Below are 15568 nucleotides of genomic sequence, written 5' to 3'. Positions count from 1 at the left end.
CATGAGGGCGGTATCCGTCTCGGACCGGGGGTTTTCCCTACCCCTTACGCGCTGCGCGTCCTCGTCGCGCTCTTCTCCGCGCCCCGGTCGCGCCACGGCAGCTCCGCCGTGACGGTCGTCGGTCCGCCGACGGGCGATTCGAGTACGAAGACCCCGTCCACGGCGTCCAGCCGCTCCGCGAGCCCCGCCATGCCCGTACCGCCGTCCATCGAGGCCCCGCCCCGCCCGTCGTCGCCGACCTGGATCAGCAGCCGGTCGCCCGAGCGCCACACGTCGACGGACGCGGTCCGGGCCCCGCTGTGCTTGCTGACGTTCTGGAGGAGTTCGGAGACCGTGAAGTACGCGATGCCCTCGATGGCCTGCGCCGGGCGCCCCGGAAGATCCACCCGCACGGAGACGGGCACGGTGCAGCGCGAGGCGATCGCGGAGAGCGCGGCGTCCAGGCCGCGGTCGGTGAGGACGGCGGGGTGGATGCCCCGGGCGAGGTCGCGGAGTTCCTGGAGGGCGACCTTCACCTCGCCGTGCGCCTCGTCCACCATGCGCGCGGCCGCCTCCGGGTCGTCGGTCAGCTTCTCCTTCGCCAGGCCGAGGCCCATGGCGAGGGCGACGAGGCGGGCCTGCGCCCCGTCGTGGAGGTCCCGCTCGATGCGGCGGAGGTCGGCGGCGGCGGTGTCGACCACCACGCCCCGGTCCGACTCCAGCTCGGCGATGCGGCGTTCCAGGTCGTCGGAGGGCGAGAGCAGCCCGCGCACCATGGCCCGGTCCCCGTTGCCCATCAGCCGGGCCGTATAGGGGAGCGCCGGCCACACGATGAGGCAGACGAGCGTCACGGCGAAGGTGAGGATGCCCCACGGCAGCCGTATGAACGAGTACAGGGCCGCCCGCCAGGCGACCGGGTCGCGCAGGCTGGTCCACAGCCACACGAAGAACCCGTCGCCCTCGCGGCCCCGGGCCGGCGGGCTCGGCTCCTCGACCACGACGCCCAGCAGCTTGCGGGCGCGGGCGCGCTCGGCCCGGCCGATCAGCCGGGACCCCTGGAGCCCGGCGGCCAGCAGCGGCAGACCGACGACGGTGACCGCGAGGCCCACGCCGATCGCGATCATCAACACCGTGTAAACAAATCCGACGATCGCCATCGGCAAGTTGGAAAGAAGGTGCGCGACCTCCTTCCACGTCCACCGGCCGAAGGCGAAGCGGACGGGAGGCGGCCCGTCGTGGGCGGGCAGCTGGGGGCTCATGGTCATACGCCAAGCCTGCCGGGCGCGCGAGGCGGATGCCATGGGGCTCGTGGGTGAGGTGAAGTAGGGATATCCCCACCCGCGCCCCACTCGTGCCCCACCCGCACCCCCTCGTGCCCCACCCGCCCAACCGCTGCTTCCCCGTCCGTTGCCCGACGCAACTGCTTACCCGTCCTTTACAGGGCCTAGACTCCCGTGCGTACAGATCGTGGACGGGGCTTCGGACGGGGCTAGGGAGCGAGGGGCGGACGTGACGGGTCTTCCCGGTGCGGCATCGACACCGGCGCGGACGGTGCTCGCGTCGTCGGACTACTTCCACAGCTATTCGGTGGTCGGACTCCTCGCCCTGGTGGGCGTCCTGTTCGTCGCCGTCGCCTTCGGCGCGGGCCGACTGCTGCGGCCGGTGGTCCCGACGCCGGAGAAGCTGCTCACGTACGAATGCGGCGTGGACCCCGTGGGGGAGGGCTGGGCGCACACCCAGGTCCGCTACTACGTGTACGCCTTCCTGTACGTGATCTTCGCCGTCGACTCGATCTTCCTGTTCCCCTGGGCGACGGTCTTCGCGGCGCCGGGCTACGGCGCGACCACGCTGGTGGAAATGTTCATCTTCCTCGGTTTCCTGGCCGTGGGACTGCTCTACGCATGGAAGAAGGGCGTCCTCGAATGGACGTGACGAGCCCGTCGTCGGCCGGGGCGGGGGACGAACCCGCCGCCGTACCCACGTTCCTCCCGGAACCGAAGCGCCTGGGCGTCCTGTCCAGGCTCGCACCGGAACCGATGAAGGTGGTCCTCAACTGGGGCCGCCGCTACAGCCTCTGGGTCTTCAACTTCGGACTCGCCTGCTGCGCCATCGAATTCATCGCCGCCTCCATGGCGCGCCACGACTTCATCCGGCTCGGCGTCATCCCCTTCGCGCCGGGCCCGCGCCAGGCCGACCTGATGATCGTCTCCGGCACCGTGACGGACAAGATGGCCCCGGCGGTCAAGCGCCTGTACGAGCAGATGCCCGAGCCCAAGTACGTCATCTCCTTCGGCGCCTGCTCCAACTGCGGCGGCCCGTACTGGGACTCGTACTCCGTCACGAAGGGCGTCGACCAGATCATCCCCGTCGACGTCTACGTCCCCGGCTGCCCGCCCCGCCCCGAGGCGCTGCTCCAGGGCATCCTGAAGCTCCAGGAGAAGATCGCGCGCGAGTCGCTGGGGGAGCGTTACGCGGAGGCCGCGGGCGCCCGACCCTCGACGGCGGCGCTGCGCAGCGGCCTGGTGAAGGGGGACGGAAAGTGACTCTCTTCGACCGCCTCCCGGACGCGGTGACGGACATCTTCGGCGAGGACGCGACGGCCGAGCAGGCGTACGACCTGCTGACGGTGGACGTCCCGCCCGCTTCCTGGCTGTCCGCCCTCGAAACCGCGCGCGACACCCTCGGCTGCACGTATTTCGACTGGCTGAGCGCGGTGGACGAACCGGGCACGGGCTTCCGGGTGTGCGCGCATGTGGTGGCCCTGCCCGGCTCCGGCGTCCGCCGACTGCTCGTCCGTACGACCGTGCCGCACGAGGCCCCGTCGCTGCCGACCGCGATCGGTGTGTACGCGGGGGCCGCCTGGCACGAACGCGAGACGCACGAGATGTTCGGCGTCGTCTTCGAGGACCACCCGAACCTGGTCCCGCTGCTCCTCCCCGAGAACTTCGAGGGCCACCCCCTCCGCAAGGACTTCGTGCTGGCCGCCCGCGTCGCGAAGGCCTGGCCGGGCGCGAAGGAACCGGGCGAGTCGGACCACGGCGGCCCGAAGCGCCGCACGATGCTCCCGCCGGGCGTCCCGGACCCGAACGAGTGGGGCCCGCTGAAGGGCCAGCTGCCTCCGGCACCGGCACGCCCGGCGAGGCGCGCCCGCACGGCGGGCGACGCGACCCCGGCGGAACCCCGCCCGCGCCGCAGCCGCAGCGCGTCCCAGGGCTCGGCGAGCCAGCAGGAGCCGGGGTCGCCTCCGGCGACGGACGCACCGTGGCGCAACCCGCAGGAGACTCAGCCCCCGGCTCGACCCGACACCGACACCCCCGACAACGGAGGCGATCAAGAGTGACCGACGCCCTGGACGTCGCCCTCCGCATCGTCATCGTCTTCGCCGTCTTCATGGTCCTCCCCCTCGTCGTCGGCCAGACCGAACACAAGGTCATGGCCCACATGCAGGGCCGCCTGGGCCCCATGTACGCCGGTGGCTTCCACGGCTGGGCCCAGCTCGTCGCCGACGGCGTCAAGTTCGCGCAGAAGGAGGACATCGTCCCCGCCGGCGCCGACCGCAAGGTCTTCCGCCTGGCGCCGGCCGTGGCCCTCCTCCCGTATCTGCTCGTGCTGGTCGCGATCCCGATCGGCCCGGGCGAGGGCGCGGTCGGCCAGGTCGTCGACGCGGGCATCTTCTTCGTGCTCGCCGTGATGGGCGTGGGCGTACTCGGCTCGCTGATGGCCGGCTGGGCGTCGGCCAACAAGTTCTCCCTGCTCGGCGGCCTCCGCACCGCCGCGCAACTCCTCGCGTACGAGCTGCCGATGCTGCTCGCCGCCGCCTCGGTGGCGATGGCGGCGGGCACGGTCTCGCTGCCCGGCATCCTGGACGCGTTCGCGTGGTGGTGGCTGCCCTGGCAGATCACCGGCGCCCTGGTCTTCTTCGTGGCCGGCCTCGCCGAACTCCAGCGCCCCCCGTTCGACATGCCGGTCGCCGACTCGGAGATCATCTTCGGCGCGTACACCGAGTACACCGGCCTCCGCTTCGCGCTGTTCCTGCTCGCCGAGTACGCGGGCATCGTCGTGCTGTGCGGGCTGACCACGGTGCTGTTCCTCGGCGGCTGGCACGGCCCGATGGGCGCCGACGGACTCGGCTGGGTGTGGACCCTGCTGAAGACCGGCGTCCTCGCGTTCGTCGTGATCTGGCTGCGCGTGAGCTACCCGCGCCTGCGCGAGGACCAGTTGCAGAAGCTCGCCTGGACGACCCTCATCCCCCTCGCTCTCGCGCAGATCGCGCTCACCGGCATCGTGAAGGTGGCGATCAACTAGTGCCCCCGATCCCCGGCTCAGGTCTGGCCAAGGGCCTCGCCGTCACCCTGCGGACGATGACGAAGAAGACCGTCACCGCCCAGTACCCGGACGTGCAGCCCGAACTGCCGCCCCGCTCCCGCGGCGTCATCGCGCTGTTCGAGGAGAACTGCACGGTCTGCATGCTGTGCGCCCGCGAGTGCCCCGACTGGTGCATCTACATCGACTCCCACAAGGAGACGGTGCCGGCCGCGGCCCCGGGCGGCCGCGAACGCAGCCGCAACGTGCTCGACCGCTTCGCGATCGACTTCTCGCTCTGCATGTACTGCGGCATCTGCATCGAGGTCTGCCCGTTCGACGCGCTGTTCTGGTCGCCGGAGTTCGAGTACGCGGAGACGGACATCCTGGACCTCACCCACGAGCGCGACAAGCTGCGCGACTGGATGTGGACGGTCCCGGAACCGCCCGCGCTCGACCCGCGCGCCGAGGAACCGAAGGAACTCGCCGCAGCCCGCAAGACGGCGGACAAGCTCCGCGCCCAGCAGGAGGCGGAAGCGGCCGCCCAGCAGGCGCAGGACGGCTCGGCGCAGGACGGCCCGGCGCAGGACGACTCGGCGCAGGACGACACGACGCAGGAGGGCGACGCATGATCACCGCCCTCGCGGCCGCCCCGGCGGCCCCCGGCTTCCTCTCCCCGACCGGCATCGAGGTCGCCTTCGTCCTCGTCGGCATCGCCACCCTCGGCGCGGCCCTGGTGACCGTCACGACTCGGCAGCTGGTGCACGCCGCCCTCTGGCTGATCGTGGCGCTCGGCGGCCTCGCCGTCGAGTACCTCCTGCTCACCGCGGAGTTCATCGCCTGGGTGCAGGTCCTGATCTACGTGGGCTCCGTCGTCGTCCTCCTCCTGTTCGGCCTGATGCTCACCAGGGCCCCGATCGGCCGCTCCCCGGACGCCGACTCGGAGAACCGGTGGGCCGCCCTCGCGGTCGCCGCCGCCTCGGCCGGCACGCTCGTCTGGGTCGTCGTGGACGCCTTCCGTACGACGTGGATCGACCTGGACGGGCCCGCCCAGGGCTCCACGAAGGCCACCGGCGCCTTCCTCTTCCGCAACTGGGTGCTCCCCTTCGAAGCGCTCTCCGTCCTCCTGCTCGCCGCCCTGGTCGGCGCGATCGTCCTCTCCCGCAAGGGCGGCCGGGCCGAGGCCACCCCCGCAGCCGTCCCGGACCGAGAGGACAAGCGCTGATGCACCTCGCCTATCCCGCGGTGCTCGCCGCCCTCCTCTTCTGCATCGGGCTGTACGGAGTCCTCGCCCGCCGCAACGCGATCCTCGTGCTGATGTCCGTCGAGCTGATGCTCAACGCCGTCAACCTCAACCTGGTCGCGTTCGACGTCTGGCTCCGCGACCGCCTGCACTCCGGCCAGGCCCTCACCCTGTTCACCATCGCCATCGCGGCGGCGGAGATCGGCATCGGCCTGGCGATCGTCCTCGCCGTCTACCGCAACCGGGGCAGCTCCGCCGTCGACCGCCTCCGCGACACCGCCGAGACCGACGAGGCCGAGACCGTCCCGGCCGGCGACGACGAGGACGACGCCGCCCCCGAACCCGAAGACCAGGCCACTGCTGCGGCAGGGAAGGCAAAGAAGGCAGAGGCCACCCCGTGACCACCACGACCCTCGCCGTCCTCGTCCCCCTCCTCCCGTTCCTGGGCGCGGCCGCCGGGCTGCTCCTCGGCCGCACCGCGCCCGAGTACGTGCGCCCGCTCGCCGTACTGCCCACGCTCGTCTCGCTCGTCCTCGCGGCCACCGTCGCCGCGCGCCAGGGCGGCGGCCGGGCCATCGACGCGGCGACCCAGCTCACCCCCACCGGCTCCGTCCCCATCGACCTCGCGCTGCACCTCGACGGCTTCGCCGTCCTCGTCGCCGTGCTGGTCGCCCTGGTCGCGAGCTGCGTGCAGATCTACTCGACCGCGTACCTCCGGGACGACCCCCGCTACCCCTCGTACGCGGCGCTGGTCTCCCTCTTCACCTCCGCGATGCTGCTCGTCGTCTACTCCGGCGACCTGATGGTGCTGCTGGTCGGCTGGGAGGTCATGGGCATCTGCTCGTACTTCCTGGTCGGCCACTACTGGGAGACGCCCGAGGCGCGCGCCGCGTCCCTGAAGGCGTTCCTGGTCACCAAGCTGGGCGACGTCCCCTTCCTCATCGGCCTGTTCGCGCTCGCCGCCGACACCGGCTCCTTCCGCATCACCCGCATCCTGGCCGCCGTCGCCCACGGCGGCCTCGATCACCCGACCCTCATCGCGCTCCTCCTCCTGGCCGGGGTCGCGGGCAAGTCCGCGCAGTTCCCCCTGCACACCTGGCTGCCCGACGCCATGGCCGGCCCCACCCCCGTCTCGGCGCTGATCCACGCGGCGACGATGGTCGCCGCCGGCATCTACTTCGTCGCCCGGCTCCTCCCCGTCTTCGCCGCGTCCGGCGCGGCCTTGGTCGTCCTCGCCGTGATGGCGGCCGTCACGATGATCGGGTCCGGGCTCGCCGCACTCGCCCAGGACGACATCAAGCGCGTCCTCGCCTACTCGACCATTGGGCAGCTCGGCTACATGTCGGGCGCCCTGGCCGTCGGCGACCGGGGGGCCGCCGTCTTCCACCTCGTCTCGCACGGTGCCTTCAAGGCGGTCCTCTTCCTCGCGGCCGGCGTCGTCATCCACGCCGCCGGCACCAACTCACTGGCCGCCATGTCCCGGATGAGCGGCCTCGCCCGCCGCATCCCGGACGCCTACTGGACGATGACCGTCGCGCTGCTCGCGCTCGCCGCCATCCCCCCGTTCGCCGGCTTCTTCTCCAAGGAAGCCGTCCTCGTCGCCGCCGAGCACACCGCCCTCGGCGACCGGCACGTCGCCCCGGCCGCCGCCGGCTGGACGGTCCTCGTCGCCGGGCTGCTGGCCGCCGTGCTCACCGCCGCCTACGCCACCCGGCTCTGGCTCCTCGCCTTCCGGGGCCGGGGCGCCGAGGCCCCCGACCACGGCAGGCAGCCCGCCGCCATGACCGCCGTCCTGTGGGTCCTGGCCGTCCCGACCATCGCCCTCGGGCTGAGCGTCGGCGTCATCGGCGACTGGTTCGACGGCCACCGCCTCGTCCCCTCGCTGACCACCGCCGTGCTGTCCACCGGCGTCGGCCTCGTCGGCGGCCTTGTCACCTACGGGGCCTGGCGCCACACGACCGCGCTCGCCGCCCGCGTCCCCATGGGCTCGGTCGTCGCCCACCCGGACGCCGAACCGGCCCTCGTGGAGATCGAGGCCATCGAGGCCCGCACCGCCGCCTACGGCCCGGTCGGGGACGCCCCCGACCCCGCCGACCCCGGACGCCTGCTGCTCGGCCCCCTCCACCGCCACGCGGCCACCGGCTTCCACCTCGACGCCCTGTACGCGGCGCTGTTCGTCCGCCCCGTCCAGGCCGCGGCACGCCTCGTCCGCTTCCTGGACCGCGAGGTCGTCGAGACCTACGTACGCGGCTCCGCCACCGGCGCACGCTGGCTCGGCACGGCCGTCCGCCGCGCCCAGACCGGCAACGTGCAGAGCTACCTCAGCGCACTGCTGGCCGGTTCCCTGGTCCTGGCGGTCGCCGCCGTCGTCTACGCCAACGTCAACGCGGGGTCCTGAGCCGTGATCGATATCAGCGCATCCGTGATGCAGTTCCTTCTGGCGTTCGTCGTCGTCGGCCCGCTCATCGGGGCCGTCGCCGCCCTGCTCCCCGCCCCGCCCGGGCTGAAGGGCCGCAGCCCCGACCAGGCCGTGCTCCGCCACGGCGTGACCGTCAGCGGGGTCATCCTCCTGGCGACCCTGGTGCTGGCCGCCGGCTTCGACCACGACCACCCGTCGAAGATGCAGGCCACGACCGACATCAGCTGGATCCCGGCGCTGGACGTGCGCATCCACCTCGGCATCGACGGCATCTCGCTCCCCCTGCTCGTCCTGACCGCGCTGCTGACCTTCCTCTGCGCGCTCTACAGCTACTTCAAGCTGCCCGAAGGCCCCTCCCCGAAGGCGTTCGTCGCGCTGGTCCTCCTCCTGGAGTCCGGCACCCTCGCCACCTTCGCCGTCCTCGACCTGATCCTCTTCTTCCTGGCGTTCGAGATGGTGCTCATCCCGATGTACTTCCTGATCGCCCGATGGGGCGGTGCGGGGAGGCAGGCGGCCGCCTGGAAATTCATCCTCTACACACTGCTCGGCTCGGTCGTCATGCTGCTGGGCCTGCTCCTCATCGGACTGAAGAGCGGCACCTTCGACATGGTGGCACTCGCCACTGACAACGGCCGCGGGCTGACCTCGTCCGTGCAGGTCACCGCCGTTCTGGCGATCGGGATCGGGCTCGCCGTGAAGACCCCGATGTGGCCGCTGCACAGCTGGCTGCCCGACGCCCACACCGCCGCCCCCACCGTGGGCTCCGTGCTCCTCGCGGGCGTCCTGCTGAAGATGGGCACGTACGGCTTCGTCCGCATCCTGCTGCCGGTCGCCCCGGACGGGATGCACACCTTCGCCCCGTACCTCGCGGCCTTCGCCGCCGCCGGGATCGTCTACGGATCGCTCGCCTGCCTGGCCCTCGCCCGGCCCGGCGCCAAGGGCGACCTGAAGCGGCTCATCGCGTACTCCTCCGTGGGCCACATGGGCTTCGTGCTCCTCGGCATCGCGAGCATGACCCCCACCGGCGTCAACGGCGCGCTCTTCGCCAACATCGCCCACGGGCTCATCACCGGCCTGCTGTTCTTCCTGGTCGGCGCGGTCAAGGACCGCTACGGCACCGCCGACCTGGACACCCTCGCCGGGGCCACCGGCGCCGCGCTCTACGGCCGCGCGCCCCGCCTCGGCGGCCTCCTCGCGTTCGCCGCGGTCGCCTCGCTCGGGCTGCCGGGGCTCGCCGGGTTCTGGGGCGAGATGCTCGCCCTGTTCGGCGCGTTCGACCCGGCCGAGGGGCTCAGCCGGCCCGCCTTCCTGACGTTCATGTCGATCGCCGCGTTCGGCACCCTGCTCACCGCCGCCTACCTGCTGATCGTGGTCCGCCGCGTCTGCATGGGCGCCCACCGCGACGAACCGCGGCAGATCGCCGACGTCCAGAGCTACGAATGCGCCGCCTGGACCCCCCTCGCGGCCCTCACCGTCCTCGCCGGCCTGTGGCCCGCCGTCCTCCTCGGCCTCACTGACCCGGCCGTGCAGAAGCTCCTCGCAGGAGGCAAGTCGTGACCACAGCGGCCGAGAGCGCCACCAGCCTCGTCCAGTCCGTCGACTGGCTCGCCATCGCGCCCCCGCTCACCGCCGCGGCCGTCGCCCTCGTCGTCCTGGTCGCCGACCTCTTCGTCACCGAGGCCCGCAAACCGCTCCTCGGCTACGGGGCCGTCGCCGGGCTCGTCGCCTCGCTCGCCCTGATCATCCCGCTCCACGACGGCGACCGCTCCACCTTCTGCCTCACCAGCGGCAGCCACGCGTGCAGCTACACCGCCGACCACTTCACGCTGGTCATCCAGGCCCTCGTGCTCGGCGGCGCGCTGCTCACCGCGCTGCTCTCGATCGGCGACACCCGCAAGTTCCCGGCCGGCGAGTTCTGGTTCCTGCTGCTCTCGTCCGCCGCCGGCGCCGCGCTGCTGCCCGCGTCGCGGGACCTCGCCACGCTGGTCATCGCCCTCGAAGTGGCCTCCCTGCCCGCGTTCGCCCTCGTCGGCATCAAGCGCGGCGACCGGCGCTCCTCCGAGGCCGCGCTGAAGTTCTTCCTGTCCTCCGTGACCGCCACCGCCGTGATGCTCCTCGGCGTCAGCTTCGTGTACGCGGCCACCGGCACGCTCCACCTCACGGACCTGGCCGGGCGCCTCGGCCGCGTCGACCCCCAGCTCTCCACCCTCGCCGGGGCGGGCGTCGCGCTGACCCTGGTCGGCTTCGCCTTCAAGACGGCCGCCGCGCCCTTCCACTTCTGGGTGCCCGACACCTACGTCGGCGCCCCGCTGCCCATCGCCGCCTACCTCTCGGTCGTCGGCAAGGCGGTCGGCTTCACCGGCCTCATCCTCGTCACCGTGATCGCCTTCCCGGCCTACGCGGACGTGTGGGGCCCCGCCCTCGCGGTCCTCGCCGCGCTCACGATGACCGTCGGCAACGTCGCCGCGCTGCGCCAGAGCGCTTCCCGCGCGCGCGGCGCCGTACGCCTGCTCGCCTGGTCCTCCGTCGCCCAGGCCGGGTACCTGCTCGTCCCCGTCGCCGCCGCCGCGTACGCGGGGGAGCGCAGGATCGGCTCCACCGTCGCGTACGCCCTGATGTACGCCGTCGTGAACCTCGGCGCGTTCGCGGTGGCCGCCCTGGTCGCCCGTACCCGTCCCGGCAACCGGCTGGACGACTACCGGGGCCTGTACGCCACCCGGCCCCTGGCCGCCCTCGCGCTGGCGTTCTTCCTGCTCTGCCTGGCCGGGCTGCCGCCGGGGATCATCGGGCTCTTCGCCAAGGTCACGGTGTTCTCGGCCGCCGTCGACGCGGGCCTCGGCTGGCTCGCCGTCGTGATGGCCGTGAACGTCGTCGTCGCCCTCTACTACTACCTCCAGTGGACGGCCGCCCTGTTCCGCGCGCCCGAGGACGGGGAAGAGGCCGCGCCCGCCGTACGGCACCGCGTCCCGGCGCCCCTGACCGCGGCGATCGTCCTCACCGCGGCCGCCGGAGTCGTCCTGTCGGGCGCCCCGCAGACCGTCCTGAGATTCGCCTCCGTCAATCTCTTCTGATCTCGTTCACCTGTTCGAAAGGTGACAAGATCGGCTTGCCCCCGGCCGCCCGCACAGGGCAAGGTCGGTCCCTTGGAACGCGTACGACGTTCTCATCACCACAAGGAGCCAGAGCAGTGCTGAGCGGGTTCAAGGACTTCATCCTGCGCGGGAACGTCATCTCCATGGCGGTCGGTCTCGCCGTCGGAGCCGCGTTCACCGCGGTCGTCACCGGGTTCAGCAACGCCTTCATCGTGCCGCTGATCGGCGTCATCACGCGCGGCACCGGCGACTTCAGCCACGCGTTCTACGAGGTCGACGGCGTGAAATTCCCGTACGGCCTGTTCATCAGCGCCGCTATCGCCTTCATCATCACCGCCGCCGTCCTGTACTTCTGCGTCGTCATGCCGATGGCCAAGGTCCAGGACCGCTTCACCGCCAAGAAGGCCGACGAACCGGTCGACATCAAGGCCGCCCTGCGCGACTGCCCCCGCTGCTACACCGAGATCCCGGCCATCGCCTCCCGCTGCGCCCACTGCACCAGCGAGGTCGAGCCCGACCCGGCGGCCCTGGAGCTCGCCAAGCTCCCCGTCCAGCGCTGAGCACGGTCACACCTCCACCCGGACGGCCCAGAGCCCGCCCCCACGCGTACAGCGGGGCCGGCCTGGGCCGTCGGGCCGTCCGGACCAGGGAACTCGCTCCCGCCGCCTGGCGTTGACCAGTAAGGGAGGCTCCACTGAGCGGTGGGGCCCCACCCGCCAAGGGCTCCCCTGCTGCACGATTTGGAGGGCGTACCGTGCACCGCCGGCACAACGGGCTGAGAACCGCCGTACTCCTCGGGGGCCTGTCCGCACTCATCATCGTCATCGGCAGCTTCTTCGGCCGTACGGGGCTGCTCGTCGCCCTCGTGGTGGCGATCGGCACCAACGCGTACGCCTACTGGAACAGCGACAAGCTGGCGCTGCGGGCCATGCGCGCCCGCCCCGTGAGCGAATTCGAGGCGCCGCAGCTCTACCGGATGGTCCGCGAGCTCTCCACCTCGGCGCGCCAGCCCATGCCCCGGCTCTACATCTCCCCGACCCAGGCCCCCAACGCCTTCGCGACCGGCCGCAATCCGCGCAACGCGGCGGTCTGCTGCACCGAGGGAATCCTGAGCCTCCTGGACGAGCGCGAGCTGCGCGGCGTCCTCGGCCACGAGCTGAGCCACGTCTACAACCGGGACATCCTCATCTCGTCGGTCGCCGGAGCGCTCGCCTCCGTGGTGATGTTCCTGGTCAACTTCGCCTGGCTGATACCGGTCGGCCGCTCCAACGACGACGAGGGCCCGGGCCTCCTCGGCATGCTGCTGATCATGATCCTGGGCCCGCTCGCCGCGTCCGTCATCCAGCTCGCCGTCAGCCGTTCCCGGGAGTACGAGGCGGACGCCTCGGGCGCCCGGCTCACCGGCGACCCGCTCGCTCTCGCCGGTGCCCTGCGGAAGCTGGAGGCCGGGACACAGCAGCTCCCGCTGCCCCCGGAGCCCAGGATCGAGACCGCGAGCCACATGATGATCGCCAACCCCTTCCGCGCGGGGCAGGGGATGTCCAAGATGTTCTCGACCCACCCGCCGATGGCGGAGCGCATCGCCCGACTCGAACGGATGGCAGGTCCTCGCCCGTGAAAACCATTCTGAACGTCATCTGGCTGGTCCTCTGCGGATTCTGGATGTTCCTCGGCTATCTGCTCGCGGGAGTCCTGCTCTGCATCACGATCATCGGCATCCCCTTCGGCCTGGCGGCCTTCCGGATCGGCGTCTACGCCCTCTGGCCCTTCGGGCACCGGGTGGTCGACCGCCGGGACGCGGGCGGAGCATCCTGCGTGGGCAACGTGCTGTGGCTGATCCTCGCCGGCTGGTGGCTGGCGCTCGGTCACATCACCACGGGCATCGCCCTGTGCCTCACGATCATCGGCATCCCCCTGGGCATCGCCAACTTCAAGCTGATCCCGGTGTCCCTGATGCCGTTCGGCAAGGAGATCGTCGACACCGACGAGCAGTTCGCCGGCTGGTAGGCCCTCCGGCCCGCAGGCCGCCGCACGCAACCGCCCGCCCGTCCCAGGCGTCTTGGATTCCAGGACAGAGGGACGGGTAGGTTCGCACGCATGACCATTATCGGCTGGATCATTCTCGGGCTCGTCGCGGGCGTCATCGCCAAGATCCTGCTGCCGGGGCGCGACCCCGGCGGCCTGATCGGCACCACGCTCATAGGGGTCGTCGGCGCGTTCCTCGGTGGCTGGATATCGTCGCGCTTCCTGGACCGCGAGATCTCCAAGGACTTCTTCGACCCGGCGACCTGGGTCGCGGCCATCGGCGGCTCCCTGGTCCTGCTGATCGCCTACCGCCTGCTCTTCGGCAACTCCCGCGAACGACGCTGACGTCAGCCGTTCAACCCTGTTTCACGCAACGTCACATTGAGCCGGCCACCGCTCATCCCCGTACCGGGAGGGGCGGTGCCGGGCCGGACCACCGGCACCCCGTGGAACGCCCGGCGCGACGGTCCGCCGAACACGAACAGATCCCCGGACGCCAGCTCCACGTCCGTCCACGGCCTGCCCCGGCCCTCGGTGTTGCCGAACCGGAAGACACACGTGTCCCCGATGCTGAGCGACACCACGGGCGCCTCCGACCGCTCCTCGTTGTCCCGGTGCATGCCCATCCGGGCCGTGCCGTCGTAGAAGTTGACCAGCGCGGCATCCGGCGCGTACGCCTCCGAGCCGCCGCCCGGCCCGTACGCCTCCGCCACCGCCGCCCGCCCCAACTCCGCGAGCCAGCCCGGGAACGGGACCACCGGAGCGCCGTTCACATCGTCGGCGGTACGCGCATAGCGGTACGGCTGCCAGTGCCACCCGAGGCACACCGTCCGCACCGACATGACCCCGCCACCCGGCAACGCCGTGTGCCGCAGCGGCACGGGCCCCCGCGCCCACTCCCGGCACGCCACCACCAACTCCCGCTGCCGCTCCGGCGACAGCCAGTCGGGCACATGCACGGCCCCCGGCGCGATGACGGCGCGCGACCTGGGGAAGAGCCCGTCCATCAGCGGTCGCCCGTCAACGCCCCGCCAGGGCCCCTTCGAGCCCCAGCAGCCGTTCCTTGCGCTCAAGACCGCCCGCGTACCCGCGCAGCGCGCCGTCCGCACCGATCACCCGGTGGCACGGCCGCACGACGAGCAGCGGATTGCGCCCGATCGCCGTGCCCACGGCCCGCACCCCGGCACCGCTCGCGCCGACGCGCGCGGCGATCTGCCCGTACGAGACCGTCTCGCCGTACGGAACGGCGTCCAGCGCGTCCCAGACCCGCCGCTGGAACTCGGTGCCCCGCCCCTGCGCGTACACCAGGTCGAAGCGCGTCCTGCGCCCCTCGAAGTACTCGCGCAACTGGGCGGCGGCCCCCGAGAACGCCTCCGGCGCGTACACCCAGCCGTCCTGGACGACGGTGCCGCCCTTCTGACCGGGCACGGAGAGCGAGACGAGCGCGATGCCCGCCGCTCCGGGGGCCTCTTCCCCGACCAGCAGCAGTTCACCCAGCGGGCTGTCGAGCGTCGCGTACATGGTCATGACCGGTCCCTCTCCTCGTCCGTACGACCGGCCGGAACGCCGGCCGCCACGGACCAGTCTGCTGCGTCCGAACCGCCGGAACCGGCGGTATTCGGACATGCAGTCCGGGCGCGGAACGAGAGGTTCCGTGCCCGGACCAACGCTCTAGCGGTAGTTCGTGAACTGCACGTCGAAGTCGAAGTCCTGGGCCTTCAGCAGCGCCTGCACGGCCTGAAGGTCGTCCCGGCTCTTCGAGGTGACCCGCAGCTCCTCGCCCTGGACCTGGGCCTTGACGCCCTTGGGGCCCTCGTCGCGGATGATCTTCGCGACCTTCTTGGCGTTCTCCTGCGAGATGCCCTCCTCGATCGAGGCGAACAGCTTGTACTCCTTGCCGGACAGCTGCGGCTCACCGGCGTCCAGCGACTTCAGCGAGATCCCGCGCTTGATCAGCTTGGACTGGAAGATGTCGAGGATGGCCTTGACCCGCTCCTCGCCGCTCGCCTGCATCAGGATCTTCTCGCCGGACCACGCGATCGACGCGTCCGTGCCCTTGAAGTCGTAACGGGTGGAGATCTCCTTGGCGGCCTGGTTGAGGGCGTTGTCGACCTCCTGCCGCTCGACCTTCGAGACGATGTCGAAACTGGAGTCGGCCATGACGTGTGGCTCCTTGGATCGGGGGTGCTGGAAAGTGCGTACCTGGCGCAGCGGCCGCGTAAAGCCTAGCCACCCGAGACCGCCCGGGCCTCCGAACAATCCGGTGGCGTAGCACCCTCGGTCATCAGGTATTGTTTACGTCGTTGCCAGAGAGCACCACGGGAAACCGGGACTCGAAGGCGGCATCCCTTGGCGGTGTGCCCGAGTGGCCAAAGGGAGCAGACTGTAAATCTGCCGGCTCAGCCTACCCAGGTTCGAACCCTGGCGCCGCCACTGGAAGTGAAACCCCTTCCGACCTGCTGTTTCAGCAGGTCGGAAGGGGTTTTCTCGTTGTGGCGACCCGGGAGC

At 71.4% G+C, this 15568-nt stretch carries 18 protein-coding genes and 1 tRNA gene; 15 read left to right on the top strand and 4 right to left on the bottom strand.

Going from position 1 to position 15568, the window contains the following annotated elements; translation table 11 throughout:
• Nucleotides 1-44: 44 nt before the first annotated feature.
• The gene (locus ACIQZN_RS08430) at nucleotides 45-1244 is read right to left on the bottom strand and encodes a sensor histidine kinase (RefSeq protein WP_403989565.1); all 1200 of its coding nucleotides are present in this window, start codon (nucleotides 1242-1244) and stop codon (nucleotides 45-47) included.
• A gap of 244 nt (nucleotides 1245-1488) precedes the next feature.
• On the opposite strand from ACIQZN_RS08430, the gene ACIQZN_RS08425 reads away from it, so the two are divergent.
• The 14 genes from ACIQZN_RS08425 to ACIQZN_RS08360 all read left to right on the top strand — a co-directional run bounded on the left by ACIQZN_RS08425 (nucleotide 1489) and on the right by ACIQZN_RS08360 (nucleotide 13405).
• Nucleotides 1489-1911 carry an NADH-quinone oxidoreductase subunit A gene (locus ACIQZN_RS08425; protein ID WP_376455720.1) on the top strand — a complete coding sequence of 141 codons (423 nt, stop codon included), beginning with the start codon at nucleotides 1489-1491 and terminating at the stop codon, nucleotides 1909-1911.
• Nucleotides 1902-2522: an NADH-quinone oxidoreductase subunit B gene (locus ACIQZN_RS08420; RefSeq protein ID WP_403989563.1), complete on the top strand. Its 621-nt coding sequence runs from the start codon at nucleotides 1902-1904 to the stop codon at nucleotides 2520-2522. Before ACIQZN_RS08425 ends, ACIQZN_RS08420 begins: the two co-directional genes overlap by 10 nt.
• Nucleotides 2519-3319, top strand: coding sequence for an NADH-quinone oxidoreductase subunit C (locus ACIQZN_RS08415; RefSeq protein ID WP_403989561.1), 801 nt, complete (start codon nucleotides 2519-2521; stop codon nucleotides 3317-3319). Before ACIQZN_RS08420 ends, ACIQZN_RS08415 begins: the two co-directional genes overlap by 4 nt.
• Complete coding sequence (locus ACIQZN_RS08410) at nucleotides 3316-4284, top strand: NADH-quinone oxidoreductase subunit H (protein WP_403989559.1); 969 nt, start codon at nucleotides 3316-3318, stop codon at nucleotides 4282-4284. The genes ACIQZN_RS08415 and ACIQZN_RS08410 overlap by 4 nt, the downstream gene beginning before the upstream one ends.
• Nucleotides 4284-4913, top strand: a complete 630-nt coding sequence (locus ACIQZN_RS08405; protein ID WP_403989557.1) for a NuoI/complex I 23 kDa subunit family protein — start codon at nucleotides 4284-4286, stop codon at nucleotides 4911-4913. Before ACIQZN_RS08410 ends, ACIQZN_RS08405 begins: the two co-directional genes overlap by 1 nt.
• Nucleotides 4910-5506, top strand: coding sequence for an NADH-quinone oxidoreductase subunit J (locus ACIQZN_RS08400; protein ID WP_403989555.1), 597 nt, complete (start codon nucleotides 4910-4912; stop codon nucleotides 5504-5506). Before ACIQZN_RS08405 ends, ACIQZN_RS08400 begins: the two co-directional genes overlap by 4 nt.
• Nucleotides 5506-5925, top strand: coding sequence for an NADH-quinone oxidoreductase subunit NuoK (nuoK, locus tag ACIQZN_RS08395; protein WP_403989553.1), 420 nt, complete (start codon nucleotides 5506-5508; stop codon nucleotides 5923-5925). The genes ACIQZN_RS08400 and nuoK overlap by 1 nt, the downstream gene beginning before the upstream one ends.
• Entirely contained in the window at nucleotides 5922-7922 is a 2001-nt protein-coding gene (locus ACIQZN_RS08390; RefSeq protein ID WP_403989551.1) for an NADH-quinone oxidoreductase subunit L, read from the top strand. The genes nuoK and ACIQZN_RS08390 overlap by 4 nt, the downstream gene beginning before the upstream one ends.
• Nucleotides 7923-7949: 27 nt before the next feature.
• Nucleotides 7950-9500 carry a NuoM family protein gene (locus ACIQZN_RS08385; RefSeq protein ID WP_403989909.1) on the top strand — a complete coding sequence of 517 codons (1551 nt, stop codon included), beginning with the start codon at nucleotides 7950-7952 and terminating at the stop codon, nucleotides 9498-9500.
• Complete coding sequence (locus tag ACIQZN_RS08380; RefSeq protein ID WP_403989549.1) at nucleotides 9497-11014, top strand: NADH-quinone oxidoreductase subunit N; 1518 nt, start codon at nucleotides 9497-9499, stop codon at nucleotides 11012-11014. The genes ACIQZN_RS08385 and ACIQZN_RS08380 overlap by 4 nt, the downstream gene beginning before the upstream one ends.
• A 116-nt stretch (nucleotides 11015-11130) precedes the next feature.
• On the top strand, nucleotides 11131-11595 hold the full coding sequence (locus ACIQZN_RS08375; RefSeq protein WP_403989547.1) for an MscL family protein: 465 nt from the start codon (nucleotides 11131-11133) through the stop codon (nucleotides 11593-11595).
• 194 nt (nucleotides 11596-11789) lie between these two features.
• Nucleotides 11790-12653, top strand: coding sequence for a zinc metalloprotease HtpX (gene htpX, locus ACIQZN_RS08370; protein WP_403989545.1), 864 nt, complete (start codon nucleotides 11790-11792; stop codon nucleotides 12651-12653).
• Nucleotides 12650-13042: a YccF domain-containing protein gene (locus ACIQZN_RS08365; protein WP_073964479.1), complete on the top strand. Its 393-nt coding sequence runs from the start codon at nucleotides 12650-12652 to the stop codon at nucleotides 13040-13042. The genes htpX and ACIQZN_RS08365 overlap by 4 nt, the downstream gene beginning before the upstream one ends.
• A gap of 90 nt (nucleotides 13043-13132) precedes the next feature.
• On the top strand, nucleotides 13133-13405 hold the full coding sequence (locus ACIQZN_RS08360) for a GlsB/YeaQ/YmgE family stress response membrane protein (RefSeq protein WP_403989543.1): 273 nt from the start codon (nucleotides 13133-13135) through the stop codon (nucleotides 13403-13405).
• A gap of 2 nt (nucleotides 13406-13407) precedes the next feature.
• On the opposite strand, the gene ACIQZN_RS08355 is transcribed toward ACIQZN_RS08360, so the two are convergent.
• The 3 genes from ACIQZN_RS08355 to ACIQZN_RS08345 form a co-directional block, all read right to left on the bottom strand.
• Nucleotides 13408-14067 (bottom strand): alpha-ketoglutarate-dependent dioxygenase AlkB family protein, encoded by a 660-nt coding sequence (locus ACIQZN_RS08355; RefSeq protein WP_403989541.1) that lies wholly within the window; start codon nucleotides 14065-14067, stop codon nucleotides 13408-13410.
• A gap of 13 nt (nucleotides 14068-14080) precedes the next feature.
• Entirely contained in the window at nucleotides 14081-14587 is a 507-nt protein-coding gene (locus ACIQZN_RS08350) for a methylated-DNA--[protein]-cysteine S-methyltransferase (protein WP_403989539.1), read from the bottom strand.
• Nucleotides 14588-14731: 144 nt separating this feature from the next.
• Nucleotides 14732-15220: a YajQ family cyclic di-GMP-binding protein gene (locus ACIQZN_RS08345; RefSeq protein WP_403989537.1), complete on the bottom strand. Its 489-nt coding sequence runs from the start codon at nucleotides 15218-15220 to the stop codon at nucleotides 14732-14734.
• Between the two features lie 191 nt (nucleotides 15221-15411).
• On the opposite strand from ACIQZN_RS08345, the gene ACIQZN_RS08340 reads away from it, so the two are divergent.
• A tRNA-Tyr gene (locus ACIQZN_RS08340) sits at nucleotides 15412-15493 on the top strand.
• The last annotated feature ends 75 nt before the right edge of the window (nucleotides 15494-15568 follow it).

The sequence above is a fragment of the Streptomyces sp. NPDC097595 genome (assembly GCF_044761525.1).
Taxonomy (GTDB): Bacteria; Actinomycetota; Actinomycetes; order Streptomycetales; family Streptomycetaceae; genus Streptomyces; species Streptomyces drozdowiczii_A.
The sequence above is the reverse complement of the archived record's forward strand: the minus strand, read 5'-3'. Positions and strand labels throughout refer to the sequence as shown.